Genomic DNA, 23,718 nt, shown 5'->3' with positions numbered 1-23,718 from the left:
CGTGCATCGCCTCGGCATGCCCACCGCTGGGGGTAGTGCCGGCCGCTGGCCGGCAACCCAGTGATCTCCGGAAGCACCGTGCAGATGCCGGCCAGCGGCCGGCACTACCAGGCATCGCTTTGACCGGTGCCGACCAAGGCCGGCATCCACCGATGGCGGCTTTGCTATCCTTTCACCCCACGCCAGGGAGCCTCCCCGATGCCATCGCTGTCGCCCCGCCGCCCACTGGTGCTGCTGGTCCTGATCGTTGTGATGGCGGCGATCTTCCTGATCGACACCGTCACCGATTACGCGGTTGCCGCCGCCTGCTTCTACGCGGCGGTCATCCTGGCCGCATCGCGCGTGCTGGGCGCACGCGGGTTGATCACGCTTGCCCTGGCCTGCATCGCGCTGACCGGGCTGAGCTTCTTCCTGACCCGCTTCGGCACCTACCGCATCGGCCTGGTCAATTCGGTCATCGGCATGCTGGTGATCGGCATCACCACCTACCTCGCGCTGAATATGGAAGCGGCCAAGGCCGCCGTGCAGGAAGCACAGGGCCGCCTGCTGCGGGTAGCGCGCGCCTCCACCGTGGGCGAGCTCACCACCTCCATCGCGCATGAAGTGAACCAGCCGCTGGCGGCCATCGCCAGCAGCGCCGAAGCCTGCCAGCGCTGGCTCGCGCAGGACCCACCGAACGTGGACAAGGCACGGCAGACCGTGGCCCGCATCCTGGCCGATGCGCATCGCGCCGGCGACGTGATCGCCCGCATCCGCGGCCTGACCCAGGGCGCGGCACCGCAGCGACGCGCCTTCGATCTGAACCAGGCGGTGGAGGAAATGCTGGCGCTGTCGCGCAGCGAGCTGGACCGGCATGGCGTGGCCGTGGCGCTGCTGCTGGACGCCGAACTGCCACCGGTGCAGGCCGACCGCGTGCAGGTGCAGCAGGTGATCGGCAACCTGATCCTCAATGCGGTGGACGCGATGGAGACCGTGCCCACCGCCGACCGGCGCTTGTCCCTGCTGACCCGGCGCGACGGCCAGCGGGTCAGCCTCAGCGTCCGTGATCGCGGTGTCGGCCTGCCCGCCGACCATCCCGAACGCGTCTTCGATGCCTTCTGGACCACCAAGTCGCACGGTCTGGGGCTGGGTCTCAGCCTGAGCCGCTCGATGATCGAAGCCAACGACGGCCAGATCCGTGCCGAACGACCGGCAGGCGGCGGTGCCTGCTTTGTGTTCGACCTGCCCATTGCCACGGACGCCCACCATGCGTAAGCCCACTGCCGCCAACCCCGATCCGGCACCCATCGTCTATGTGGTCGACGACGATCCGTCGGTGCGCGCGGCACTGGAAGACCTGCTGGCCTCGATGGGCCTGCAGGTGCGGGCCTTCGCCTCCACCCAGGCCTTCCTCGAACACGCGCTGGAAGACGCACCGGCATGTCTCGTGCTGGACGTGCGCATGCCCGGCCAGAGCGGTCTTGAATTCCATCGCACGATGAGCAGCCACGGCCTGCAGCTGCCGGTGGTGTTCATCACCGGCCACGGCGACATCGCGATGGGCGTCAACGCGATCAAGGACGGCGCCATCGAATTCCTCACCAAGCCCTTCCGTGACCAGGAACTGCTTGATGCCATCCACAAGGGCATCGAGATCGACCGCCAGCGCCGCCGCGAGGGCGAGGCACTCGGCGCGCTGCAGCTGCGCTGGGACACCCTCAATGCCGGCGAGCGCGAGGTGGTCGATGGCGTGGTGCGCGGCCGCCTCAACAAGCAGATCGCCGGCGATCTGGGCGTCAGCGAGATCACGGTGAAGGTGCGCCGTGCGCAGGTGATGCGCAAGATGGGCGCACGCACCCTGGTTGACCTGGTGCGCATGTACGACCGCCTGCAGGCGGGTACGCCATGAACGTCCACGTCGCGCTGCTGCGTGCGGTCAACGTCGGCGGCACCGGCAAGCTGCCGATGCACGAACTGGTGGCGATGTGCGAGGACGCAGGCTTCGCCGATGTCCGCACCTACATCGCCAGCGGCAATGTGGTGTTCCGCAGCGGGCTTGATGAATCCACCGTACGGGAGGCCCTCGCCCAACGGCTGCAGGCGTACGCCGGCAAGCCGGTGGGCGTGCTGGTGCGCTCGGCCAACGAGATCGCCGGCGTGGTGGCACGCAACCCGTTTGCGCAGGCCGCCGGCAACCGTGTGGTCGCGCTGTTCCTCGACGGCAGCCTGCCTGCCGATCCGCTGGACGGCGTGACCGGCCGGCGCGACGAACAGCTCGCACTCGGCACGCGCGAGATCTTCATCCACTACGGTGCCGGCATGGCCGACTCGCGCTTGCGGGTGCCCTATGCCCAGCACGGCACCGCCCGCAATATGAACACAATCGGCAAGCTTGCAGTGATGGCCGCAGCGCTTACCTCGCCTGCCAGCAATCCGCGTGCTGGCCGGAGGCGGTAGCGTCGACCTTCAGGCACTGCGCCGCGCTCGCGCTCCGTGAAGGCTGAAGCAGTGGGCGGACCCAACGGATCACGCCCGCTGCAAGCGGCGCTTCAATCGCGTATCCAGCAGCCCCACGCCCAGCAGCACCAGGCTGGTCAGCCATCCGGCGGCCAGCAGATGCACGTGCGGTAGCATCAGCCCCAGCACAAGCAGCGCCACCGCGCCCAGCAGATGCGAGCGCGGCGCGTGCCCATAGACCACGCGCTTGTACAGGGCACTGCCCAGCAGATAGATCAGCGGGCCTGCCACCATCACGGTCACGTAAACCGGGGTGACGGCCACCCCCGGATGGTCCATGACCAGATCATTGCCCACCGCCGTGGCGATGATGCCGGCGATCAGCAATGCATGCACGTAGTGGAAGTTGGCGCCCATCCGCCCGGGGTCTTCGGCGTGGGTGATGGCCTCTGTGGCATCGCGGCTGGAGATGCCGAAGTACAGCCACCACATGGCAATCGTGCCGGCGAAGGTGGCCAACACCGCTGAAACCACTTCCAGGCTCCAATGCTCGACGTCGCTGAGCACGCCCCCGGTTGCCAGCAACGTCTCGCCCAGTGCGACGATGACGAACAGCTGGCAGCGTTCGGCCAGGTGTCCGCCCTCGATGGTCCAGTCGCGGGTGTGCGAACGGCCCATGCCCGGGAACGCGAAGCCGAACATCGGCGAGATGTATTCGCAGGCCACCGCCACCGCCCACAATGCCAGGCGGAGGTTGCCCTCGGCCGCCGCGCCGGCCAGCCAGAAGCAGGCCGACACGCTGACCCAGGCCAGCATGCGGCGGAAGTTCGGTGCCAACGGATGGCTCCGGCCGACCTCCAGCAGCACGAACGCGGTGCGTCCGACCTGCATCGTGGCGTACGCCCCGGCGAAGATCCACGCACGATCGGCAAACGCCTCGGGAATGGACGAGGACATCAACAACGCCAGCAGCATGGTGGCGAACAGCAGGCCGCGGATGCGCGGCACCTCCGGGTCGAACCAGTTGCTGACCCAGCACGCGTACTGCCAGCCGAGCCAGACCGCGAACCACAGCACCAGCGTCTGCAGTACACCGGCCAGGTCCAGGTGGTGCAGCAGATGGTGGCTGAGCTGGGTGACCGCGAATACGTAGACCAGATCGAAGAACAGTTCTTCGTAGGTCACGCGGGCATGGTGGCCGTCGCGGTGGCGCAGCGCGGGCAAGCGCAGTCGGGTACGCATGGAACTCCTTCAGCGCGCCAGGCGCCAGTACAGGAAACCGGCCAGCAACGCCGGCGCGGCAAACACCAGCAACAGGATCGGCAACTCCTCGCGTACCGCGTAACCGGCCTTGCTGACCCCCACCCACATGTTGGCCACGGCCACCAGCAGCCAGGTAGCGATGAAGGCGATCAGCGCCGTGGGCAGCTGCGAGGTGCCCACGCTCCAGAGACGGCCAAACAGCAGGAACACGCCCAGCAGGAGCACGCCCCCGAGCATCACCATGAGCACATGCATGGTCCACCTCCTTGAGCCTGGGAACAGGCTAGCCCCGGCCGATTGTGCGCAACAGCCCGTGGAGATGGATTCACAGTCCAGAGCAAGCGAACAATCCCGGCATCGGCTGCGGCGAACCTTATGGCAGCCATGAGTTATTCGCGAAACGGGCCGTCTAGGGTACGTGCTAGCTTCATCCGACCCTATCCAGACCCCTCTCCGCCATGCGCCGTTGCCTGACGACCCTTGCCCTGACTGCCACACTTGCCTTTGATGCCACTGCCGCCGACACACCGCTGCCACAGCTGCAGGCCTACACCGTAGACCCATCCTGGCTGCAGCCGATGGCGCCGCTGCAGATCGCCGACCATACCTGGCAGATCGGCACTGAGGACCTGACCGCGCTACTGGTGCAGACCGCCGACGGCGCGGTGCTGCTCGACGGCGGCATGCCGCAGATGGCCAGCCACCTCATCAGCAACATGAAGGTGCGCGACGTGGCGCCGCAGGACCTGCGCTTGATCCTGCTCAGCCATGCGCATGCCGACCATGCGGGCCCGGTGGCAGAACTGAAGCGCCGTACCGGTGCGATGGTGGCAGCCAACGCCGAATCAGCGGTGCTGCTGGCGCGCGGCGGCAGCAACGACCTGCACTTTGGCGACAGCATCACCTTTCCGCCGGCCAGCACCGACCGCATCATCATGGATGGCGAAGTGGTCACGGTGGGTGGCATCGCGTTCACCGCACACTTCATGCCGGGGCACACCCCGGGCAGCACCGCCTGGACCTGGACCGATACCCGCGATGGCAAGCCGGTGCGCATCGCCTACGCCGACAGCCTGAGTGCGCCGGGCTACCAGCTGCAGGGCAACGCCCGCTATCCCCACCTGGTCGAGGACTACCGGCGCAGCTTCGCTACGGTGCGCGGCCTGCCCTGCGACCTGTTGCTGACCCCGCATCCGGGCGCCAGCAACTGGAACTATGCCGCTGGCAGCAAGGCCAGCGACAAGGCACTGAACTGCAAGGCCTACGCGGATGCGGCCGAGAAGAAGTTCGACGCGCAGTTGGCCAAGGAAACGGCCGCAGCACGCTGATCCCGTAGAGCCGAGCCCATGCTCGGCTTGCCGGCCAAACACAGCCGAGCGTGGGCTCGGCTCTACACAGGATGCGTCGAAGAGTGCCGGTCAGAACGACCGGCACCCGCCGTCCATCAGCCACCCTGTCCGTGCTGGGCGAACGGCTCGGTGCTGCCGTCGGTGCGCACCAGCTCGACGGTGTACGGCTGCACGTAGCCATCCGGCATTTCCATGCCCGGCGAACCGGCCGGCATGCCGGGCAGCACCAGCCCGCGCGCGGCCGGGCGTTCGGCCAGCAGGCGCTTGATGTCCTCGGCCGGAACGTGGCCCTCGACCACATACCCGCCGATCTCGGCGGTATGGCAGGACGCCTTGCCGACCGGCACGCCCAGGCGAACCTTGATCGGGTTCATGTCGTCGGTGTCATGCACCTCCACCTGGAAGCCGGCGGCCTTCAGGTGGTCGACCCAGATGCCACAGCAGCCGCAGCTGGCGGTCTTGTGCACGATGGCCACCGGCAAGGCCGGATCGACCTTGGCCGGGCTGGCCTGGATCGGTGCCACCGGTGCTGCGCTGGCGATCGGTGCGGCGGCGGATTCTTCGGCGGCACGTGCACAGGCGGTCGTGGCCAACACGGTACCCAGCAGCAGGCCGAGGGAGAGAGTACGGTTCATTGCGTGATTCCTTTGCAGAGGCGGGCAACGCGGCCCGTCGCCCGCGCATCGAAGGCACAGGCAGAGTCGAGAAAAGTCGAGCAACTACGGCAGGCGCTTGAGGCCTGCAGGGAATCACGCGATAGGGGGCCGCAACGGGTCCGGCATCGGCGGCGGTGCGCGTTGCCGGGTACTGGCGGCTACAGGCGCCTCGCGCCACGGCGAGGCCGGCATTCCGCTCAACGTGGCCAGCATGCCAAGGCAGGCCGGCGGGCATTCACACTCACCACTCTGGCAGGCCGCCGGGGCCGCATCATCGCAGCAGCCGGCTGCCGCCATCGCGGCCGAGTGCGGTGCAGCGCAGTGATCCTGGTTGGCGGACCCGCTGTACGAAGATGAGGCAAGCGCGAGCGCCGGTGCATTCAGCACCAGGGCGACAAGCAGTATCCATCGCAGCAGCAGGCCAGGCAGGTTCACCCGCCGATGATAGCCGATGCGCGTGTCACGCAATCGCCGCCGCCATTGCACTCATCCGCACCGGAATCGACTTGGCAGCGGGCGTGCCGCTGATCCGGTCGTAGTAGTCCAGCGGCAACAACGGGTTCAGTTCCGGGTAGTAACCGGCCAGCGCGCCGCGCGGCATTGGGTAGTCCAGTACGGTCAGGCCCTCGATGCGCCGCTGCACGCCATCGCGGCTGATCGTCTCCAGGCTGACCAGCGCCTCCTTCTCCAGACCGCGCGCCAGCCGGTCCTCGATGTTCATGAACAGCACCATGCGATCGTTGTACACGCCGCGATAGCGATCGTTGTAGCTGTAGATGGTGGTGTTGTACTGGTCGTGCGAGCGCACGGTGGCCAACCGCAACATGTTCGGATCGTGCACCGGATCGTCCACGTCCAGACCGGGCATCACCAGGATGTTGGCCTTGCCATTGGGCGTGGGCCACACGCGGCGGCGCGGCGGAATGTCCAGATGGAAACCGTGCGGCTGCTGGATGCGCTCGTTGAAGCCGGTGTAGATCTCCGGGTACACGGCAGCGATCAGTTCGCGAATAGGTGCATAGTCGTGCATGCAGCGCGCCCAGTCGACCTTGCTGTGCGGCAGCGCAGCCATCGCCATGCGGCAGACGATCTCGACCTCGGGCAGCACCTCCGTGCTGACCGGTTCGAGCACGCCGCGCGAGGCGGTCACGTTCGACATCGCGTCTTCGATGGTGACGAACTGCTCGCCGGCCGGCGTGACGATGCGCTCCGAGCGCGCCACTACCGGCAGGATCAGCGCATCGCGGCCATGAACCAGATGACCTCGATTGAGCTTGGTGGCGATGCCCACGGTCAGGTCCAGCCCACGCATCGCTTCATACGCGCGAGGCGTATCGGGCACCGCATGGATGAAGTTGCCCCCCAGGCCGATGAACACCTTGGCGCTGCCGTCCAGCATCGCCTCGATGGACTCGACCACATGGTGGCCATGCTCACGCGGCGGATCGAAGCCGAACACCTGCTGCACGCGGTCCAGGTAGGCCGGCTTGGGCTTCTCGTCGATGCCGACGGTGCGGTCGCCCTGCACATTGGAATGACCACGGATCGGCCCTATGCCAGCACCGGGCTTGCCGAAGTTGCCACGCAGCATCAGCAGGTTGGCGACCTGCTGCAGCAGGCGCGAACCGTACTGATGCTGGGTCAGGCCCATGCCGTAGCAGATCACAGTGGCCTTGGAGCGGATGTAGATCTCCGCACAGCGGCGTATCTGCGCCTGCGAGATGCCGGACACCTGCACGATCTGGTCCCAGTCCTGCGCCAGCACATCCTCGCGCAGCGCCTCCAGGCCCACTGTGTGTTCTGACAGGAAATCATGGTCGAGCACGCGCTCGCCCTGCGCCTCGCGCTCGAACATCACCTTCATCATGCCCTTGATCAGGGCCAGGTCGCCGCCGATGCGGATGTGCACGAACTCGCTGGTGATCTCGGTCGAGCCGAACGTGGCCATCTGCACCACGTCCTGCGGCTCGGCAAAGCGGATCAGCGCGCGCTCGGGCATCGGATTGACCGCCACGATCGGGATGCCGCGTTTGCGCGCATCGACCAGGTTGCTCATCATCCGCGGTGAATTGGTGCCGGTGTTCTGGCCGATCACGAAGATCGCCTCGGCGTGCTCGAAATCCTGCAGCACGATGGTGCCCTTGCCCACCCCGATGGCCGGCGGCAGCCCGCGGCTGGTCGGCTCGTGGCACATGTTCGAGCAGTCCGGGAAATTGTTGGTACCAAACTCGCGCACGAAGATCGAATACAGGAACGCCGCTTCGTTGGGCGTGCGCCCGGAGGTGTAGAACTCGGCCTGGTGTGGGCTGTCCAGCGCCTGCAGGTGGCGACCGATCAGTGCAAAGGCATCGTCCCAGCTGCACGGCACGTAGTGGTCGGTGGCTGCGTCGTAGCGCATCGGCTCGGTCAGCCGGCCCTGCATCTCCAACCAGTAGTCGGTCTGCGCCATCAGCTCCGTGACGGTGTGCCGGGCGAACAACTCGCGGCCGGCCCGGAACTCCGTAGCCTCCCAGGCCAGTGCCTTCGCGCCGTTCTCGCAGAACTCCAGCTTCCTGCGTTCGTCGGCATCGGGGAACGCACAGCTGGGGCACTTGAAGCCACCGGGCTGGTTCATCGCCAGCAGCGCCTTCGACCCCTTGCCGATCACACTCTGCTGCAGCAGCACCTTGGCGGTGGCACCGGCGGCACCCCAGCCGCCGGCAGGCTGGTTGTAGGGCTTGTAACGCGGCGGTTTCTGCTCGGACATGTTCGGGAACCTTACGGAAGGAACGCAGCAACAATCGGCACAACGCGGTCCGGCGGCGCAGTCAATGGCACGACCAGCCGCACAGTCAAGCACGGCCTGCGCGGCTTCGCCAGAGGGTACAGGCGGTTTTCAGCACAACCTGCCATGGCAGCGGTTACAGCCGCGTCTGCGCGCGACCACTGCGCTATCCTCGAAACCGCAGGCGGTGGCCCGCCCGCGTTTCTCCCTTGTCCGGACGCGCTGCATGCCTGATTCGATCCCGCCGCACACCCCACCTGCCGGCACCGCCCAACGCCCGCTGCAGCGCTGGCGCAACGAGGGGCAACAGCAGCAGGTCGATGTGGTGGCCGAAGAAGTGCCGGTGGCGCTGCGCTACAACGGCGCCGCCTTTGCGGTGATGATGGCCACACCGTGCGACCTGGAAGACTTCGCGCTCGGCTTCTCGCTCAGCGAAGGCCTGATCGACACCCCCTCGCAGCTGCTGTCGATCGAGATCCGCCCGCAGCTGGAAGGCATCGAATTACAGATGACCGTGGCTGAGGAGGCACCCGGTGCCGACCTGGACCCGTCCAATGGACGCCTGCTGCCCGGTCGTGGTGGCTGTGGCCTGTGCGGCACGCGCCAGCTGGAAGAAGTGCTGCGCCCACTGCCGCAGATCCGCGAGCGACGCAGCTACTCGCCCGCCGCTCTGCAGCGCGCGCTGGCCACGCTGACGCAGCACCAGCCGATGAATGCGGCAAGCGGCTCCACCCACGCCGCGGCCTGGGCCGATGCCAGTGGACGCATCGGCTGGGTGCGGGAGGATGTCGGACGCCACAATGCACTGGACAAGCTGATCGGTGCGCTGCACCACAACGAACACGCCATCGAAGGCGGCCTGCTGGTGATTTCCAGCCGGGCCAGCTACGAAATGGTCAGCAAGGCGGTGCGCGCCGGTGCCAGCGTACTGGCTGCAGTGTCGGCACCGACCGCGCTGGCGATCGACCTGGCCCGCAGTGCCGGCCTGTGCCTGGTCGGGTTCGCGCGGGAGAGCGGGTTCAATGTGTATACCCATCCGGACCGGCTGCAGGCGGACGACGGCCACGCCTGCTGAAGATGGCCGGGAGCACAGCGCCCCCGGCCCGGTAGACCTCAGCGCAGCGCGACCTTCGGGAAGTCCACCGGCACGTCGAACGCTACGTTGACGTAGTTGGTGAACAGGTTGAGCGCCACATGGGCGAGGATCTCGACGATCTGCTCATCGTCAAAGCCGGCCGCACGCAGCGCCTGCACATCGCCCTCGGCGATCTGCGCACGCTGCTCGACCACTTTCAGCGCGAAATCCAGGGCGGCGGCAGTAGCCGGGTCACTGGACTGGCCGATCTGTGCGGCAGCCATCTGCTCGCTGCTGGCGCCGGCCCTGCGGCCCAGTGCCGTGTGCGCGGCCAGGCAGTACTCGCAGGCGTTGCGGTTGGCAATGGCTACGGCGATCTGCTCGCCCAGCAGCGGCGACAGGCGACCGCCACCCAGTGCGCCGAACGAGCCCCACATGCTCTGCAGGGCGGCTGGCGAGTTGGCCACGGCGCGGAACATGGCCGGGGTGGCGCCGAAGGCGGCGTGGACCTGGCCCAGCAGGGCCTGGCGGTCGGCGGTGGTGTTGGCGGCATCGATCAGGGGGACACGGGACACGGTGGATCTCCTTGGGAAAGCGCCCGGGATTGGACGACCCGCTCATCCTAGGTAGACTCGCCGGACGCATCAGTCGTAATTCGCCATACATGTTGTCCATACGTCCATGAGCATGCCCGCCGCCTCTGCGCCAGATCGACTCTCCTGCCTGCTGGAACGCTTCCGGGTGCAGGCGGCGCTGTTCCACAGTGGCCCGCTGTGCGGGCGCCATGTCTTCGAGCCGCAGCCCGGTCGTGCGTTCCTGCACATCCTGCGCCAGGGTGAAATGGAAGTCCGCCATCCCGACGGCGATAGCGCGCTGCCCCGGCTGAAGATCGACACACCCAGCCTGCTGCTGTACCCGCAGCCGCTGCACCATGTGTTCTTCAACGCGCCGCTGGATGGCCCGGATTTCACCTGCGCCACGCTGGATTTCGATGGCGGTGCGCGCAATCCGATCGTGCAGTCGCTGCCACCGGTGATGGTAGTGCCGCTGGCGGCCATCGGCGAACTGGATGACACCCTGCAGCTGCTGTTTGCCGAGGCCGATCGCCAGCGCTGCGGTTCACGGCTGCTGACCAATCGCCTGTTCGAGGTGGCGCTGATCCAGATCCTGCGCTGGGTGGTCGACCACCCGGATGCAGCGGGCGTCAGTCACGGACTGATGCGCGGGCTGTCCGACGCGAGGCTGGCACGCACGCTGGTGGCGATGCACCAGGCACCGCAGGACGAATGGACGCTGCCCCGGATGGCCGCGACCGCCGGCATGTCGCGCAGCGCATTCGCGGCAGTGTTCAAGGAGGTGATGCAGGCGACGCCGGCCGCTTATCTGCTGGACTGGCGGCTGAGCCTGGCCTGCGCGCAGCTGCGGGCCGGCGTGGCGGTCAAACAGGTAGCGGTCGAGGTGGGGTTTGCCGATACCGCGTCGTTGTCGAAGGCGTTCCGCAAGCGGTTGGGGGCGTCGCCCAGGGCCTGGTTGGCCGCGAGCGCCGCCCAGGCTGGGTAAAGGTGAGGGGGTAGAGTCGGCCGCTGGTCGACTATCGCGCGACGCGCGGGATGTTCGTTGTCCGACCGAAGGGCAGTCGACTAACGATCGACTCTACCGATGCGGCATTTTCGTGATCTGACCGAAGAGCAGCCGACCAGCGGTCGGCTCTACCACGGACGATGTCTGCGCGCCGACCGGCCGCTCAACTGGACGTGCCGTCAGACTTCGCCAGCAGCCCGGCGATGCGCTCGGCCACCTGGGCACGTACGCCTTCATCCAGCTGCCCTTCGTACATCGCCTCGTAGATCCACAGGCCGTCGGCCGCCAGGCGCGCCACGAAATTGTCGAGCGTCGTCGGATCCACATTCCCAGCCTCCGGCGCGGACGGTGCCCAGCGCTGAACCGCCGGGCCCCACGGGCGCTCATCGGCGTCCGGGTCGGCCGATTCGAGCATGAACATCAGCTCGGCACGGGTAGCGCTCTGCGCCGAGACGCGCACGAAGGTCTGGTAACGCTCCAGCGCCGAGGCTTCGTCCGCACGCTTGCCCAGCAGCGTTTCCATCGACGACTCCCAGGCCTGCACCAGGTGCTCGTCGATGCCGCGCAGCAGCGCCTCGCGCGACGGGAAGTGGTAGAGCAGGCCGCCACGGGTCAGCTTGGCCTCGGCCGCCACCGACTCGAAGGTCACCGCACGCACGCCGTCACGATTGATCACGTTGACGGCGGCGTCGAGGATGCGGTCGCGCTTGCTGGTTCTCATCGCGTCATTTTACGCGATCGGCCGCGCCCTCGCGGCTGCCGACGCGGCCGCGCAGCAGACGCGCCAGGATCGTCGCGCCCAGCGCCAACACCGCCGTGATCACCAGCAGCACGATCTGGTAGCCACGGTCATACGCCGCCGCAGCCAATGCGAACCACTCGCCCTGCCCGCTCGCGCGCGCGGCATGCAGCGCCTGGGTGAAACCCTCGCGGGCCAGCGCCGGCATATCGGCCGAGACCGGCAGGAACGCGCTGTACATCGCAGCGCTAAGACTGCCCAGCGTCGCCACCGCCAGCAGGCCACCGAACTCGTAGGACACCTCTTCCACCGACGAGGCCATGCCCGCACGATGCGCCGGCACGTTGTTGAGGATGGCCGTGGACGCCACCGAGATGGCCGAACCCATGCCAAAGCCCATGATCGCCATGCCCGCGACGACCCAACCAAGGCCGTGCGGGAAGCCGAACGCCACCACGCCGACGCCCAGCGCACCTGCGGCCAGGCCGCCGCAGATCAAAGGGCGCAGGCCCACTCGGTGCAGGATGCTGCCGCCCAGCAGCGCACTGGGCAGGCTGCCCAGCGCTGCCACTGACACCAGCAGGCCCGCCTGCAGCGGCGTAAAGCCCGCCACCAGCTGGAAGCGTTGGGTGGTGACCAGCTGCAGGCCGGCCATGGCGAACAGGGTGAACACTGCCGACAGCGTGCCGGCCAGGAACGCCGGGTTGCGGAAGATCGCGAAGTCCAGCAGCGGGTACGGCAACTGCTGCTGGCGGCGTGCGAACGCTGCGCCGCTGATGACGGCCAACAGCAGCGCGCCCGCGCCCAGGGCGTACGACGGCGGCGTCGCGATCAGCGACTTGATCGCCAGCACCAGGCCGGACAGTGCTGCCAATGCCAGCAGCGACGAAACCAGGTCCCACGGCCGCGAGGTGTCGCGCTGGCCTTCCGGTGCCAGCAGCAGCGTGGCCACGAAGGCGACCACCACCACCGGCACGTTGATCAGGAACACCGAGCCCCACCAGAAGTGCTGCAGCAGCCAGCCGCCAATGATCGGGCCGAGCGCCGCACCGACGATGGCCACCGAACCCCAGATCGCGATGGCGATGTTGCGTTCGCGCTCTTCGTGGAAGCTCAGGCCGATCAGCGCCAGCGTGGCCGGCATCATCGCGGCCGCGCCGACCGCCAGGAACGCGCGTGCGGCAATCAGCTGCGCTGCAGTGTCGGCGAACGCCGCCGCCAGCGAGGCCACGCCGAACACCACCAGGCCGATCAGGAACATGCGGCGGTGGCCGATGCGGTCGCCCAGCGTACCCGCACCCAGCAGCAGGCCGGCCATCACCAGCGGATAGGCGTTGATGATCCACAGCGCCTGGCCGGCACTGGCCGAGAGTTCTTCAGTCAGGGTGGGCAGTGCGGTGTAGAGCACGGAGTTGTCGAGCGTAACCAGCAACAGGCCAGCGGCGACGGTGAACAGCAGTGCCCAGCGACGGGCACGCGACAGGGCCGGCGCACCGGCCAGGGGCTGGGACAAAGCCATGGGAGAACCTGGTGAGGTGGAGTATGATCATAACTATACAGGATGTCCTGTATAGTTATGGCCTTCAAAGCCCACCGATTCAGCTTTTGTAGAGGCGGGCTTGCTCGACTGCGCCGCCAGCCAGGCATGGCCTGGCTCTACTGAAGCGGGCCAGGGGTGGCCTGGCACTGCGGGTAGACGCTCACCGGCAGTCTTCGGGCAGCGCGGCAACCGCCGACACCACCGCGCTCTGCATGCCCTGCCCCACGGCGGCGTCCAGCTCGCCGCCGATGCCACCGTGCTGGCGCCGCAGTTCGACCTCGCACAGGCCGCGCACCCCTGCACGGGCATTCGCGCGCAGGCTGCTGCACCGCCAATCGGTACCGCCCAATGGCAACACCGAATACACCACGCTGTTGCAGGCGTTGCCGGCACGCTGCTGCAGCGACAGTCCACCAAAATCCCGCGGTTCGCTGCTGCGTTGCGGGTCGAAGTAGCTGTCCGGAAACGTGCGCGCATACTGTTCGATGTCCACGGCCATGCTGCGCCCACCGGCCAACGGCATCTGCAGCGGCTGCCCGCACGGCGTCGCATCGGCGCGATGCTGGATGTACTGGTAGATCGGCCGGTCCAGCGATGGGTCCTGCTGGGTCACCGCACTGACCGCCGCCAGCACCGGCAGCGAGGCACGATTGGCCATGCGTGCCAGCAGCCCGGCCTGCGCTGGCTGGCAGCGGTCGCGCAGGGTTGCAGCGAGCAGGAACAGTATGTCGTTGCGAAACGCGTGGTCATCGCCCAGGCGCTGTTCGATGCGTTGGCTGGCGTCGGAAGAAGGCGCCGGAAACGCGACCGCCGGTGGCGCGATGGGGGCGCGCTGCCGCTGCCACCACACCAGCAGCACGACTGCGCCCAGCAGCACCCCGGCAGCCATGATCCAGCGCCGCGGCATCAGTTGTGGATCGCCGTCAGCGTGGCCGCCGCAGCATCGTAGGACGCGCTGGCGATATCCGCGTCGAAACGCTTCACCTGCAGGCGGCCGGCAAGCCGGTACGGATCCCACAGATCGCCCAGCGCGATCGGCGTGGCCAGGGTCACGTGGATGATCTGGTTCGGTGGTGGTGGCGGCACGTGGATGCACGCGCCATAGAACGGTACGAACAGCAGTTCATCCACCAATCCAGCATCGTTGGTGCCGAGCGGCACCACGTAGCCATCCAGATCGACCGCGCGACCGTCGACGGCGTCGACCACGCGCGAGGAGCCGAACTGCTTCGCGCGGTCCGGGCTGGAATGGTCGATCTCCTGCCCCGGCGGCGTGCCGGAGCCGGTGTCGTCGATCAGTCCGCCCACGCCATCCATGCCACCGCGTGACAGGCCGATCTGCGGCGGCGGGCGCTGGTAGGTGACTTCATCGGGCCGCAACGCATCCCAACGGTTGATCGCGGCAGCGTCCGTAGCGACTGCAGCCGGTGTGTCCTTCGGCGTGACCGCCACGGCATCGCCGCCCGGCGACGTACAGCCCGCCAGCCACAGGCATCCCAGCACCAGCAACAAGGGGCTACGGTTCATAAGGCCTCAGCTGTGCATCGCGCATGGTGTAGGCGGAGCCGGCCAGATCGTCATCCAGCCGTTCGGCACGCAGGGTGCCGGCCAGGAAGAATGGTGAGTACATGTCCGGCATCGCGATCGGGCGCGGCAGCACCACGTGCACGATCTGGTTCGGTGGTGGTGGTGGCACGTGGATGCAGGCGCCGTAGTACGGCACGAACAGGAATTCAGTCAGCCGCCCGTCCTGCGCGTTGGCCAGCGGTACCACGTAACCCGGCAGGCGAACCGGTCGCTGCAGCACCGTATCCACCGTACGGAACGTACCGAACTGCGGCATGCGCCGGTTGCCGTTGTGCTCGACCTCCGGGCCCTCGCCCCGCTCCAGCGCGGCCAGCTCGTCCTTCGGCATCATCTGCAACCAGTCCAGTTCCTGCTCTGCCGCATCCGCAGCGTCAGCGCGGTCGACAACCGGCGAGGGTGGCAAGGCCTGCACACCGGTATCCACCGGCCGCTCGCAGGCGGCCAGGGCCAACACCATCGGCAGCGACAGCATCCAGCGCATGCTCAGCCTCCCGGCGACAGGCCATCGGCCAGCGTGCGCCGGTAGGCCAGCAACGCCGGCACCAGCCCGGCCACAGCGCTGATCGCCAGCACGCCTGCCACCCAGGCCAGCTCGCGGCCGTCCGGCCAGACATGGGTAATCGACAGGCCAAAGTTGGCCAGCGCCCAGCCGCGCCCGGCCATGCTGGCGGCAACCAGAAGCACCAGCGCCAGCGAGCAGGCCACCGCGCTGGTCGCCACCGTCTCCACCACCAGCAGGGCAGCGATGTAACCCGGCCGTGCCCCGGTGGCACGCAGGATCGCCATCTCGCGCCGCCGCTCCTGCAGGGTCGAGACCAGCAGCGCCACCAGCGAGACCATGCCGAGTGCCACCACCATCGCGCTGATCAGCTGCAGCGCCCGTTCGGCCATGCCCAGCGACTGCCACAACTGCTGCAGCGTGACGCCGGGCAGGATCGCCAGCATCGCCTCGTCCGGATACTCGTTGATCCTGCGCTGCACCGAAAACGTGGCAATGCGCGAGTTCAGGCCGAGCATGAAGGCGGTGATGCTGGTCGGGGTCAGATCCAGATGACGCGCCCGCTCGGCGCTGACGCTCTGGCTGCGCAGCTGCACGCCCGAACGCCAGTCGACATGGATCGCTTCGATCGCCGCCAGCGAGACCAGCAGCGACGAGTCCACCGGCGTGCCGGTGCGCTGCAGGATGCCGGCAACACGGAACGGCTTGTCGGCATGCGTGGCCAGGGTCACCGCACCGGTACCGTGCGCCAGCACGATCTCATCGCCGAGGACGACCTTCTGTGCCTGCGCCACCTCGGCACCGATCACCACGTCATACAGGTCATCGAACGGCCGTCCATTGGCGAACGCAAGCGCATGCCCGGCGCCATAGCGGTAATGCTCGAAATAGCCATCGCTGGTACCGACCACGCGGTAGCCGCGCCAGGAATCGCCCAGCGACAACGGCACCGCCCACTTCACCTGCGGTAGCGCGGACAGCTCCTGATACGACTGCCAGGACACGTTGTTGGTCGGGTCGCCGATATGGAACACCGAGTACAGCAGCAGGTTCACCGGCCCCGAACGCGCACCGACGATCAGGTCGGTGCCCGACACCGTGCTGGCGAAGCCTTCGTGTGCCTGCATGCGCACGCGTTCGACACCCAGCAGCAGCACCATGCTGAGAGTGATGACCAGCACGGTCAGGCCCACGCTCAACGCACGGCTGCGCAGACTGGCCCAGGCAAGCTCAAGCATGGCCGGCACCTGCCTGGTTGATCTGCGACAGAGCAATCGTGCGGTCGAACAACCGCTCCAGGCTGTCGTCATGGCTGACCACCAGCACTGTGGTGCCGGCCGCCTGGCACTGCGCCGACATCAGCTGCAGGAACGCGGTGGCCGCGTCGCGGTCAAGCGCCGAGGTGGGCTCATCTGCCAGCAGCAACGCCGGGCGGCCGATCAGGGCGCGTGCCGCCGCCACGCGCTGCTGCTGGCCGACGCTGAGCGTGCCTGCGCGCCGCTGCATCAGCGCCGGGTCCAGCTGCAGGGCCTGCAGCAGGCGGGCGATCTCGGCATCCAACGCGCCACTGATGCGTGCGCTGCGCAGGCGCGAGAAGCGCAGGCCCAGCGCGATGTTGTCGCGCACGGTGAGGAACGGCAGCAGGTTGAACTGCTGGAAGATCACACCCAGGTGGTCGGCGCGGAAGCGGTCCCGCGCGGCACCACGCATCGCCTGCAGCGCGTGACCGGCGACCTCGATGCGGCCCTTGCAGGGCTGCAGCACGCCCGCGAGCAGGCCCAGCAGCGTGCTCTTGCCACCGCCACTGATCCCGCGCAGCAGCACGCTGCTGCCCTGCTCGATCCACAGCCGCGGCACGTCCAGCACCAGCTGCCGGCCATAGCCGAACTGCACGCCATCCAGCGCGATCACCGGTCGCATGCTCACGGAGCCAGCACCACGCGCAGGTTGTCCGGGGTCAGCACGCTGCGGTTCTGGCCATGGGCGGTGGCGCTGTTGACGATTACTTCGTGCAGGCCCGGGAACAATGCGGGCAGGCGCACGACAATGGCCCGCAGCTCGGCAGGCTTGGCGCAGTGGTACTGCAGCGTTGCGCTGAACCCCGCGTGCCGATGCTGACCTGATGGCGGTGCGGCAGCCGTCGCATCGAATCCCTCGGCCTTGGCATCGTTGCCTGAAAGGCGGCAGCCCGCGGCGGTAGGCAAGGTGACCCAGCTGCCGCCCTGCAGCAGCGCAGTCGCACGCGCCAGCGCGGACTGCTCGGCCGCATTGGCCGGCGGCCGCTCGAAATCAAGGATGCCGATACCGGGGGCCTGCAGGGCGAATTCCAGCGTCTGCTGGTCAAGCGCAACATCGACGCTGGCCTGGCCGTGCACGTGCGGTGCGTGCTGGCGGATATCGTGGGCCTGCGCGGCGCTGGCGGCCAGCAGCAGGAAAAGAGCAGCAGAAAGCTTCATGGGGGACGCTCCAATTGTTACTATGTAACATTATGGACCACATCCCCACGACGCCCGCAAGGGCCCTGGCCCAGCCGCTAACTTCGGCACGCTGGCACCCCCGCTTCGATCTTGCCGGTGCCTGGCTGTCCCTGGCCTGCGCCGCCCATTGCATCGCCCTGCCCCTGCTGCTGGCCTTCGTGCCGGCAGCGATGATGGCGCTGCGTTCGTTCCAGCACCCCGGCCATGGCGCGATGACCGTGCTGCTGATGATGTCGCGCTGGGAATGGCTGTTCGCGCTGCTGGCCTCGTCGCTGGCCTTGGCGAGCACCTCGGCCGGGCTGCACCGGCACGGGCGCGGGCGGCCCCTGCGGCTGGCGTGCGTCGGCGCGATCCTTCTACTGTCAGCCTCGCTGTACCTGCCGCTGAAGGAATCACTGCTCTGGCATGGCGTCACCACCGCGTGCGGCGGCATGATGCTGGCGGCAGCACACATCGGCAATCGGCGGGCGCTGCACAACCGCTAACACCGGCTGCAGGTCGGTTGGAACACGCCATCCACGCATGGCGTGGATCTACTGAAACATGCAACACAGCCAACGGTAGTGTCGGCCGCTGGCCGGCAGCTGCGGTGATCCGTCAGGTGGGAAAAGCCGGCCAGCGGCCGGCTCTACCCCACCTTATTCGTCAAACGGACGCTGCCCCAGCGTCTGCGTCACATGGTCGACGAAGCAGGTGATGCGCGCAGCCAGCGCGGTGTTGCGGTAGTACACCGCGTTGATTGGCTGCCGCACCTCCTGCGTCTGCCTGGCCAACAGCTGCACCAGGCGGCCATCACGCCGATCCTGGCGGGTCAGGAAGTCGGACAGGCAGGCGATGCCCAGCCCGGCCACCGCCATCTGCCGCAGCGTCTCGCCGCTGGATGAAGCGATCGCCGGCTCGATCACGAAAGGGCCGCCATCGGCATCGTGTAGTGGCCATTCGTTCAACGAACTGGGCTGGGTAAAACCCAGCAGGTCGTGCTCGCGCAACTGCTCCACGCGCGTCGGCGTGCCGTGCCGTCGCAGGTACTCGGGGCTGGCCACCACGCGGATGCGGCTGTGACCGATCGGTCGCGCATGCAGGGTGGAATCGCGCAGCACGCCGATGCGGAACGCCACATCGGTGCGCTTTTCGATCAGGTCGGTGATGCCCTCGTTGGAATTCAACTCCAGCTCCACCTGCGGGTAGCGATCACGGAAGCCCTCCAGCAGCGGCACGATCACGTGCAGCATGAACGGCGTGGCCGCGTCCACGCGCAGGCGCCCGACCGGCTGCAGCCGCCGCGCCGCCATCTGTTCCTCTGCCTCGTCCACCGTGGCCAGGATCGTGCGCGCGTACTCCAGGAACGCCGCGCCCTCTTCGGTCAGTTCCAGCCGCCGCGTGGTCCGCCGCAGCAGCGTGGTCTGCAGCTTGTCCTCCAGCCGCGCCAAGGTGCGGCTGGTGGCGGAGATGGTCAGCTCCAGCTCTTCGGCCGCGGCCGTGATCGAACCGCTGTCGACCACGGCCACGAAGGCCTTCAGCTCATCCAGGGTGGTTTTCATTTTTTACCTCGGCGCAAAAGCATTTCCCGTATACACGGCTTAATCAACAAATGTAAAGCGCCCACACTTCGCCCTGTCCCGAGCCCACCGGCTCTCAACGAAGTCCCTGGAGTCCATCATGAGCGTTCCTTCCTTTGGCGTCGGCACCTTCCGCCTGACCGGCCAGACCGTCATCGATTCGGTGCGCAACGCCCTCGACGTCGGCTACCGTGCGGTCGATACCGCGCAGATATACGGCAACGAAGCCGAGGTCGGCCAGGCCATCGCCGAATCCGGCGTGCCACGCGACCAGCTGTTTCTGACCACCAAGATCTGGGTGGACAACTACGCCGCCGACAAGCTGATCCCGAGCCTGCGCGACAGCCTGGCCAAGCTGCGCACCGGGTACGTCGACCTGCTGCTGATCCACTGGCCGGCGCCGGGCAATGGCGTTGAACTGCGCGAGTACATGACCGCGCTGGCCGAAGCCAAATCGCTGGGCCTGACCCGTCAGATCGGTGTGTCCAACTTCAACATCGAACTGACCCGGCAGGCCATCGAGGTGGTCGGCGCCGGCGAGATCGCCACCAACCAGATCGAACTGAGCCCCTACCTGCAGAACCCGGCACTGACTGCCTTCCTGCAGGAACAAGGCATCACCGTCACCTCCTACATGACCCTGGCCTACGGCAAGGTGCTGAAGGACCCGGTGCTGGCCGCCATCGCCGACAAGCACCAGGCCACCGTGGCCCAGGTCGCGCTGGCGTGGGCCCTGCAGCGGGGTTACTCGGTCATCCCGTCCTCGACCAAGCGCGAGAACCTGGCCAGCAACCTGCTCGCCCAGGACCTGCACCTGGATGCCGATGACATGGCCGCGATCGCCGCGCTTGACCGCAACGGCCGCGAAGTCGATCCGCCGGGCCTGGCCCCGGCCTGGGACTGAGGCGCCTCGCCATGGGTAGTGCGTTGACGCGGCTGCAGGCCGGTGGCTTCAGCATCGGCGTCGAAGCACCGCTGGACAATGACTGGACGCCGCTGGGCGAACAGGCACGACGCGCCGCGCGACGCCTGCCCGGCGAACCGGACCTGCAGCGCCATGCGGAGCTGGCACGGTTGGCCGACCGCCTTGGCTTCCGTGCGCTGTGGGTACGCGACGTGCCCGTGTACGACCCGGCCTTCGGCGATGCGGCGCAGGTATTCGAGGTGTTCAGTTACCTCGGCTACCTGGCCGGCATCACCGAGCACATCCTGCTGGGCACCGGTGCGGTGGTGTTGCCGATCCGCGAGCCGTTGCTGACCCTGAAGTCAGCGTGCAGCGTGCAGCGGCTGAGCGGTGACCGCCTGCTGCTGGGCGTAGCCAGTGGCGACCGCCCGGTGGAGTACCCGCTGTTCGGCCGCGACTTCGACAGCCGTGGCCGCCGCTTCCGCGAGCACATCGCACTGCTGCGCGAAGGCGCCGCCGCGCACCTGCCGCAGGGCCTGGACGTGCTGCCCGCGGATGGCCCGGCCCTGCCGCTGTTCGTGGCCGGCCTGGCCCAGCAGCAACCGGCATGGATCGGCCAGCACATGGATGGCTGCCTGGCCTACCCGGGCACGCCGCAGGACCATGCGCAGCGCGTGGCGGCCTGGCGCGCCGTGGCCGGCAACAAGCCGTATGCCAGCTTCATCCACCTGGACCTGGTGGCCGATGCTGATGCCCCCTTGCAGCGCTGGCGCTTCGGCCTGCGCGGCGGCCGCAACGCCCTGCTGGCCGAGCTGCACGCCATGCAGGCGGCCGGTGTCGACCACATCGGCCTGCAGTTCCGCCGCAACGAACGGCCGTTGGCCGAAACCTTCCACGAAATCGCCGAGTACGTGCTGCCGCACTTCCCGGCCCATGCCGGCGCCGCTGCGCCGCATGCCCCGCTTACCGCCCCCGCGACGGCCTGACAGTTACCGGAGCTTTGCCATGAAGATGAAGACCCTGGCCGCGCTTGCGCTGGCCACCCTGCCGCTGTCCTTCCAGGCCACCGCCGAGGACTGGTATCCCTCCGCCTACGGCGCCGACGACGAGATCGGCGCGGCCAACCTGCTGACCGCGGACGTGGTCAAGCACGCGGTATCGCTGGTCAGGACCGGCAAGACCTATCCGCTGGCGGTGCCGGTGGACAAGAACCTGCCCGCGTTCCGCCACCGCAGCTTCCGCCTGTACAACGTTCAGGTCGGCCAGCAGGCCGGCAAATCGCTGGGCCCCAACAGGTTCACCTTCAACGATGAACTGGTGAACGCCTGGACCGGCGTTGGCACCCAGCTCAACGGTATCGGCCATATCGGCATCGACAACGTCTACTACAACGGCAACAAGGCCGCCGACTTCGTCACCGTGGACGGTGTGCGCAAGCTCGGCGTCGAGAAGGTGCCGCCAATGGTCACCCGCGGCGTCGTGCTGGACATGACCGCGTACTACGGCAAGGCGATCGTGCCCGGTGGCACCGAGTTCACCGTGGCCGACATCCAGGCCGTGCTGAAGAAGCAGGGCCTGAGCCTGCGCAAGGGCGACGTGGTGCTGTTCAACACCGGCTGGCTGGAACTGATCGGCAAGGACGACAAACAGTTCCTGGAAGTGGAACCGGGCATCGGCATGGAGGCGGCGAAGTGGCTGGCCGACCAGGGCATCGTCGCCTTCGGTGGCGACACCTGGGCCTCGGAGGTCTACCCGAACCCGGACGGTGCCGAGGAGTTTCCGATCAACCAGTACATGCTGGCCAAGCGCGGCATCTACAACCTGGAGCTGATCGACAGCCGGGCGCTGGTGCGCGACAAGGCCTGGGAATTCCTGTTCGTGCTCGGCCAGCCGCTGTACGTCGGCTCGACCCAGGTGAACATCAACCCGGTGGCGATCCGATGAACACCGCCGCTGACCTTCCCGTGTTCGCCGGCCGCCGCTTCCGCGTCAGCTATGACGGCCTGGCCGCCGACAATGTCTACAGCGCCGATGGCCGCCACGTGCAGTACGCCATCGTCTCCGGCGCCTACGCCGGTGCGCAGGGCGAAGCCGCCTGCGAGTGGCAGCGGATCAGCGACGGGGTCTATGCCATTTCGTGGCAGGAAGCCGATGGCGCTACGGTCGTGCATGTCGACGATTTCGTGGGCGGGCGTTCGCTGGCCTGGTTCACCGCCACCGATGGCAGCTTCCATCGCATGCAGGGGCCGCTGGCAGCGCTGTGATGCCGGCCAGCGGCCGGCACTACCCCCTGCGGTCGGACAGCTTCGCGTGCTGCGTCGGTAGTGCCGGCCGCTGGCCGGCATCCTCGAACGAGTCGAACACTCCGGCCACCCAGTCGACGAACACCCGCAACCGGGGCGACGGCGTGCGATTGCGCGGGTAGACCAGGCTCAACGGACTCGGCGTCGGCGGCGCCTCCGGCAGCAGCTCCACCAGCTGCCGGCGCGCGATGTACGGGTCCATCCGGTAGCGAGGTGCCTGGATGATGCCCAGGCCTGCCAGCGCGGCACCGAGGAACGCATCCGCGCCGGACACACGCACCCGCGCCGGCAACGGCAGGTAGCGCACCTGCCCGCCCTGCTGGAACTCCAGCGGAATCAGCTGGCCGCTGGCGCTGGAGCGGTAGCCGACCATCTGGTGGCCGTCCTGCAGGGCATCGATGCTGCCCGGCACGCCCCTGGCCTGCACGTAGCCAGGCGAGGCGACCGTCACCTCGCGCAGCATCGTCAACCGCCGCGCCGCCAGATCGCTGTCGGCCAGCGTCCCGACCCGCAACGCCGCATCCACGCCTTCGCCCAGCAGGTCAACATAGCGGTCGCCTTCGCTGACCTCCAGTTCGATCTCGGGGTAGCGCTGCAGGAATTGCGGCAGGTGCGGGAACAGCAGGTGCCGGCCCAGCGTGCCATGCACTTCAATGCGCAACGGGCCGCGCGGCGGCGCGTCACGGAACGCGGCCTCCGCATCATCCATGTCGGCGATCAGGCGCAGGCAACGGCCATAGAAGGCCTCGCCTTCCAGCGTTGGCACCACCCGCCGCGTGGTCCGGTGCAGCAGGCGCACGCCCAGCCGCTGTTCCAGTGCCTTGATCGCGTCGGTCACCGTGGCCCGTGGCAGGCCGAGGTCTTCGGAGGCCCGGGTGAAGCTGCGGCGCTCGACGATACGGACGAAGGCGCGCATGGCCGTGAAGCGATCCATTGTTCGGTGATCCGGATGATGTTGGCGGATTATGCAGGATTATCCGAACGGG

At 67.7% G+C, this 23,718-nt stretch carries 26 protein-coding genes; 11 read left to right on the top strand and 15 right to left on the bottom strand.

The window, feature by feature from the left end:
* The first annotated feature begins 198 nt into the window (after positions 1-198).
* Genes AC10QF_RS04910 through AC10QF_RS04900 form a run of 3 tightly spaced genes read left to right on the top strand, consistent with a single transcriptional unit; the run spans position 199 to position 2,436 of the window.
* Positions 199-1,254: a sensor histidine kinase gene (locus AC10QF_RS04910; protein ID WP_164092826.1), complete on the top strand. Its 1,056-nt coding sequence runs from the start codon at positions 199-201 to the stop codon at positions 1,252-1,254.
* Positions 1,247-1,888 (top strand): response regulator transcription factor, encoded by a 642-nt coding sequence (locus AC10QF_RS04905; protein ID WP_070489584.1) that lies wholly within the window; start codon positions 1,247-1,249, stop codon positions 1,886-1,888. Before AC10QF_RS04910 ends, AC10QF_RS04905 begins: the two co-directional genes overlap by 8 nt.
* On the top strand, positions 1,885-2,436 hold the full coding sequence (locus AC10QF_RS04900) for a DUF1697 domain-containing protein (RefSeq protein ID WP_494541858.1): 552 nt from the start codon (positions 1,885-1,887) through the stop codon (positions 2,434-2,436). Before AC10QF_RS04905 ends, AC10QF_RS04900 begins: the two co-directional genes overlap by 4 nt.
* 69 nt (positions 2,437-2,505) lie before the next feature.
* Here the strand turns inward: AC10QF_RS04900 and AC10QF_RS04895 are convergent, their stop codons facing one another.
* Positions 2,506-3,678 carry a low temperature requirement protein A gene (locus AC10QF_RS04895; protein ID WP_171956473.1) on the bottom strand — a complete coding sequence of 391 codons (1,173 nt, stop codon included), beginning with the start codon at positions 3,676-3,678 and terminating at the stop codon, positions 2,506-2,508.
* 9 nt (positions 3,679-3,687) lie between these two features.
* On the bottom strand, positions 3,688-3,954 hold the full coding sequence (locus AC10QF_RS04890; RefSeq protein WP_005416705.1) for a hypothetical protein: 267 nt from the start codon (positions 3,952-3,954) through the stop codon (positions 3,688-3,690).
* Positions 3,955-4,157: 203 nt separating this feature from the next.
* Between AC10QF_RS04890 and blaL1 the strand changes: the two genes are divergently transcribed.
* A complete protein-coding gene (gene blaL1 / locus AC10QF_RS04885) occupies positions 4,158-5,027 on the top strand; it encodes a L1 family subclass B3 metallo-beta-lactamase (RefSeq protein WP_111129328.1) in 870 nt (289 codons plus the stop codon).
* 116 nt (positions 5,028-5,143) lie between these two features.
* On the opposite strand, the gene AC10QF_RS04880 is transcribed toward blaL1, so the two are convergent.
* Both AC10QF_RS04880 and AC10QF_RS04875 read right to left on the bottom strand, forming a co-directional pair.
* Complete coding sequence (locus tag AC10QF_RS04880) at positions 5,144-5,683, bottom strand: DUF411 domain-containing protein (RefSeq protein WP_081275831.1); 540 nt, start codon at positions 5,681-5,683, stop codon at positions 5,144-5,146.
* Positions 5,684-6,164: 481 nt separating this feature from the next.
* The gene (locus tag AC10QF_RS04875; protein ID WP_494541857.1) at positions 6,165-8,450 is read right to left on the bottom strand and encodes an FdhF/YdeP family oxidoreductase; all 2,286 of its coding nucleotides are present in this window, start codon (positions 8,448-8,450) and stop codon (positions 6,165-6,167) included.
* 244 nt (positions 8,451-8,694) lie between these two features.
* On the opposite strand from AC10QF_RS04875, the gene fdhD reads away from it, so the two are divergent.
* Entirely contained in the window at positions 8,695-9,543 is an 849-nt protein-coding gene (gene fdhD / locus AC10QF_RS04870; protein WP_069138435.1) for a formate dehydrogenase accessory sulfurtransferase FdhD, read from the top strand.
* A gap of 38 nt (positions 9,544-9,581) precedes the next feature.
* Here the strand turns inward: fdhD and AC10QF_RS04865 are convergent, their stop codons facing one another.
* Positions 9,582-10,118 carry a carboxymuconolactone decarboxylase family protein gene (locus tag AC10QF_RS04865; RefSeq protein WP_494541856.1) on the bottom strand — a complete coding sequence of 179 codons (537 nt, stop codon included), beginning with the start codon at positions 10,116-10,118 and terminating at the stop codon, positions 9,582-9,584.
* Positions 10,119-10,224: 106 nt separating this feature from the next.
* Between AC10QF_RS04865 and AC10QF_RS04860 the strand changes: the two genes are divergently transcribed.
* Positions 10,225-11,103: an AraC family transcriptional regulator gene (locus AC10QF_RS04860; protein WP_494541855.1), complete on the top strand. Its 879-nt coding sequence runs from the start codon at positions 10,225-10,227 to the stop codon at positions 11,101-11,103.
* Positions 11,104-11,287: 184 nt separating this feature from the next.
* Here the strand turns inward: AC10QF_RS04860 and AC10QF_RS04855 are convergent, their stop codons facing one another.
* From AC10QF_RS04855 to AC10QF_RS04820, 8 genes are all read right to left on the bottom strand, one after another.
* On the bottom strand, positions 11,288-11,845 hold the full coding sequence (locus AC10QF_RS04855; RefSeq protein WP_494541854.1) for a TetR/AcrR family transcriptional regulator: 558 nt from the start codon (positions 11,843-11,845) through the stop codon (positions 11,288-11,290).
* 4 nt (positions 11,846-11,849) lie between these two features.
* On the bottom strand, positions 11,850-13,382 hold the full coding sequence (locus tag AC10QF_RS04850; protein WP_494541853.1) for an MFS transporter: 1,533 nt from the start codon (positions 13,380-13,382) through the stop codon (positions 11,850-11,852).
* Positions 13,383-13,563: 181 nt separating this feature from the next.
* A complete protein-coding gene (locus AC10QF_RS04845) occupies positions 13,564-14,310 on the bottom strand; it encodes a hypothetical protein (protein WP_494541852.1) in 747 nt (248 codons plus the stop codon).
* Entirely contained in the window at positions 14,310-14,930 is a 621-nt protein-coding gene (locus AC10QF_RS04840) for a DUF3299 domain-containing protein (RefSeq protein ID WP_032954192.1), read from the bottom strand. The genes AC10QF_RS04845 and AC10QF_RS04840 overlap by 1 nt, the downstream gene beginning before the upstream one ends.
* Positions 14,920-15,471 (bottom strand): DUF3299 domain-containing protein, encoded by a 552-nt coding sequence (locus tag AC10QF_RS04835; protein ID WP_005416718.1) that lies wholly within the window; start codon positions 15,469-15,471, stop codon positions 14,920-14,922. Before AC10QF_RS04835 ends, AC10QF_RS04840 begins: the two co-directional genes overlap by 11 nt.
* Before the next feature lie 2 nt (positions 15,472-15,473).
* On the bottom strand, positions 15,474-16,727 hold the full coding sequence (locus tag AC10QF_RS04830; protein WP_494541851.1) for an ABC transporter permease: 1,254 nt from the start codon (positions 16,725-16,727) through the stop codon (positions 15,474-15,476).
* Positions 16,720-17,415 (bottom strand): ABC transporter ATP-binding protein, encoded by a 696-nt coding sequence (locus tag AC10QF_RS04825; RefSeq protein WP_494541850.1) that lies wholly within the window; start codon positions 17,413-17,415, stop codon positions 16,720-16,722. Before AC10QF_RS04825 ends, AC10QF_RS04830 begins: the two co-directional genes overlap by 8 nt.
* A complete protein-coding gene (locus tag AC10QF_RS04820; protein ID WP_095377519.1) occupies positions 17,412-17,945 on the bottom strand; it encodes a ZrgA family zinc uptake protein in 534 nt (177 codons plus the stop codon). Before AC10QF_RS04820 ends, AC10QF_RS04825 begins: the two co-directional genes overlap by 4 nt.
* 32 nt (positions 17,946-17,977) lie before the next feature.
* Here AC10QF_RS04820 and AC10QF_RS04815 point away from each other — a divergent pair, with 32 nt between their 5' ends.
* Positions 17,978-18,451 (top strand): MerC domain-containing protein, encoded by a 474-nt coding sequence (locus AC10QF_RS04815; RefSeq protein ID WP_494541849.1) that lies wholly within the window; start codon positions 17,978-17,980, stop codon positions 18,449-18,451.
* 153 nt (positions 18,452-18,604) lie between these two features.
* Here AC10QF_RS04815 and AC10QF_RS04810 read toward each other — a convergent pair whose 3' ends face one another.
* Positions 18,605-19,507, bottom strand: coding sequence for a LysR substrate-binding domain-containing protein (locus tag AC10QF_RS04810; protein ID WP_494541848.1), 903 nt, complete (start codon positions 19,505-19,507; stop codon positions 18,605-18,607).
* Positions 19,508-19,625: 118 nt separating this feature from the next.
* Here AC10QF_RS04810 and dkgB point away from each other — a divergent pair, with 118 nt between their 5' ends.
* The 4 genes from dkgB to AC10QF_RS04790 are packed head-to-tail and all read left to right on the top strand — an operon-like array spanning position 19,626 to position 22,693.
* Positions 19,626-20,429, top strand: a complete 804-nt coding sequence (gene dkgB / locus AC10QF_RS04805) for a 2,5-didehydrogluconate reductase DkgB (RefSeq protein WP_095377517.1) — start codon at positions 19,626-19,628, stop codon at positions 20,427-20,429.
* Between the two features lie 11 nt (positions 20,430-20,440).
* Positions 20,441-21,415, top strand: a complete 975-nt coding sequence (locus AC10QF_RS04800) for a TIGR03571 family LLM class oxidoreductase (RefSeq protein ID WP_494541847.1) — start codon at positions 20,441-20,443, stop codon at positions 21,413-21,415.
* A 19-nt stretch (positions 21,416-21,434) separates the two neighbouring features.
* Positions 21,435-22,373 (top strand): cyclase family protein, encoded by a 939-nt coding sequence (locus tag AC10QF_RS04795; protein ID WP_111176457.1) that lies wholly within the window; start codon positions 21,435-21,437, stop codon positions 22,371-22,373.
* The gene (locus AC10QF_RS04790; RefSeq protein ID WP_069138424.1) at positions 22,370-22,693 is read left to right on the top strand and encodes a MoaF-related domain-containing protein; all 324 of its coding nucleotides are present in this window, start codon (positions 22,370-22,372) and stop codon (positions 22,691-22,693) included. Before AC10QF_RS04795 ends, AC10QF_RS04790 begins: the two co-directional genes overlap by 4 nt.
* 19 nt (positions 22,694-22,712) lie before the next feature.
* Here AC10QF_RS04790 and AC10QF_RS04785 read toward each other — a convergent pair whose 3' ends face one another.
* Positions 22,713-23,666, bottom strand: a complete 954-nt coding sequence (locus tag AC10QF_RS04785; protein ID WP_494541846.1) for a LysR family transcriptional regulator — start codon at positions 23,664-23,666, stop codon at positions 22,713-22,715.
* Positions 23,667-23,718 lie beyond the last annotated feature (52 nt).

This window comes from Stenotrophomonas maltophilia complex sp. Om-AH-Sm3, from assembly GCF_059337855.1.
This window is presented reverse-complemented; position numbering and strand designations above follow the sequence as displayed.

Bases quoted from the DNA above. Each gene is read 5' to 3' on its own strand.
- AC10QF_RS04910 (WP_164092826.1), top strand. From the start codon at position 199: ATGCCATCGCTGTCGCCCCGCCGCCCACTGGTGCTGCTGGTCCTGATC.
- AC10QF_RS04905 (WP_070489584.1), top strand. From the start codon at position 1,247: ATGCGTAAGCCCACTGCCGCCAACCCCGATCCGGCACCCATCGTCTAT.
- AC10QF_RS04900 (WP_494541858.1), top strand. From the start codon at position 1,885: ATGAACGTCCACGTCGCGCTGCTGCGTGCGGTCAACGTCGGCGGCACC.
- AC10QF_RS04895 (WP_171956473.1), bottom strand. From the start codon at position 3,678: ATGCGTACCCGACTGCGCTTGCCCGCGCTGCGCCACCGCGACGGCCAC.
- AC10QF_RS04890 (WP_005416705.1), bottom strand. From the start codon at position 3,954: ATGCATGTGCTCATGGTGATGCTCGGGGGCGTGCTCCTGCTGGGCGTG.
- blaL1 (WP_111129328.1), top strand. From the start codon at position 4,158: ATGCGCCGTTGCCTGACGACCCTTGCCCTGACTGCCACACTTGCCTTT.
- AC10QF_RS04880 (WP_081275831.1), bottom strand. From the start codon at position 5,683: ATGAACCGTACTCTCTCCCTCGGCCTGCTGCTGGGTACCGTGTTGGCC.
- AC10QF_RS04875 (WP_494541857.1), bottom strand. From the start codon at position 8,450: ATGTCCGAGCAGAAACCGCCGCGTTACAAGCCCTACAACCAGCCTGCC.
- fdhD (WP_069138435.1), top strand. From the start codon at position 8,695: ATGCCTGATTCGATCCCGCCGCACACCCCACCTGCCGGCACCGCCCAA.
- AC10QF_RS04860 (WP_494541855.1), top strand. From the start codon at position 10,225: ATGAGCATGCCCGCCGCCTCTGCGCCAGATCGACTCTCCTGCCTGCTG.
- AC10QF_RS04855 (WP_494541854.1), bottom strand. From the start codon at position 11,845: ATGAGAACCAGCAAGCGCGACCGCATCCTCGACGCCGCCGTCAACGTG.
- AC10QF_RS04850 (WP_494541853.1), bottom strand. From the start codon at position 13,382: ATGGCTTTGTCCCAGCCCCTGGCCGGTGCGCCGGCCCTGTCGCGTGCC.
- AC10QF_RS04845 (WP_494541852.1), bottom strand. From the start codon at position 14,310: ATGCCGCGGCGCTGGATCATGGCTGCCGGGGTGCTGCTGGGCGCAGTC.
- AC10QF_RS04840 (WP_032954192.1), bottom strand. From the start codon at position 14,930: ATGAACCGTAGCCCCTTGTTGCTGGTGCTGGGATGCCTGTGGCTGGCG.
- AC10QF_RS04835 (WP_005416718.1), bottom strand. From the start codon at position 15,471: ATGCGCTGGATGCTGTCGCTGCCGATGGTGTTGGCCCTGGCCGCCTGC.
- AC10QF_RS04830 (WP_494541851.1), bottom strand. From the start codon at position 16,727: ATGCTTGAGCTTGCCTGGGCCAGTCTGCGCAGCCGTGCGTTGAGCGTG.
- AC10QF_RS04820 (WP_095377519.1), bottom strand. From the start codon at position 17,945: ATGAAGCTTTCTGCTGCTCTTTTCCTGCTGCTGGCCGCCAGCGCCGCG.
- AC10QF_RS04815 (WP_494541849.1), top strand. From the start codon at position 17,978: ATGGACCACATCCCCACGACGCCCGCAAGGGCCCTGGCCCAGCCGCTA.
- AC10QF_RS04810 (WP_494541848.1), bottom strand. From the start codon at position 19,507: ATGAAAACCACCCTGGATGAGCTGAAGGCCTTCGTGGCCGTGGTCGAC.
- dkgB (WP_095377517.1), top strand. From the start codon at position 19,626: ATGAGCGTTCCTTCCTTTGGCGTCGGCACCTTCCGCCTGACCGGCCAG.
- AC10QF_RS04800 (WP_494541847.1), top strand. From the start codon at position 20,441: ATGGGTAGTGCGTTGACGCGGCTGCAGGCCGGTGGCTTCAGCATCGGC.
- AC10QF_RS04795 (WP_111176457.1), top strand. From the start codon at position 21,435: ATGAAGATGAAGACCCTGGCCGCGCTTGCGCTGGCCACCCTGCCGCTG.
- AC10QF_RS04790 (WP_069138424.1), top strand. From the start codon at position 22,370: ATGAACACCGCCGCTGACCTTCCCGTGTTCGCCGGCCGCCGCTTCCGC.
- AC10QF_RS04785 (WP_494541846.1), bottom strand. From the start codon at position 23,666: ATGGATCGCTTCACGGCCATGCGCGCCTTCGTCCGTATCGTCGAGCGC.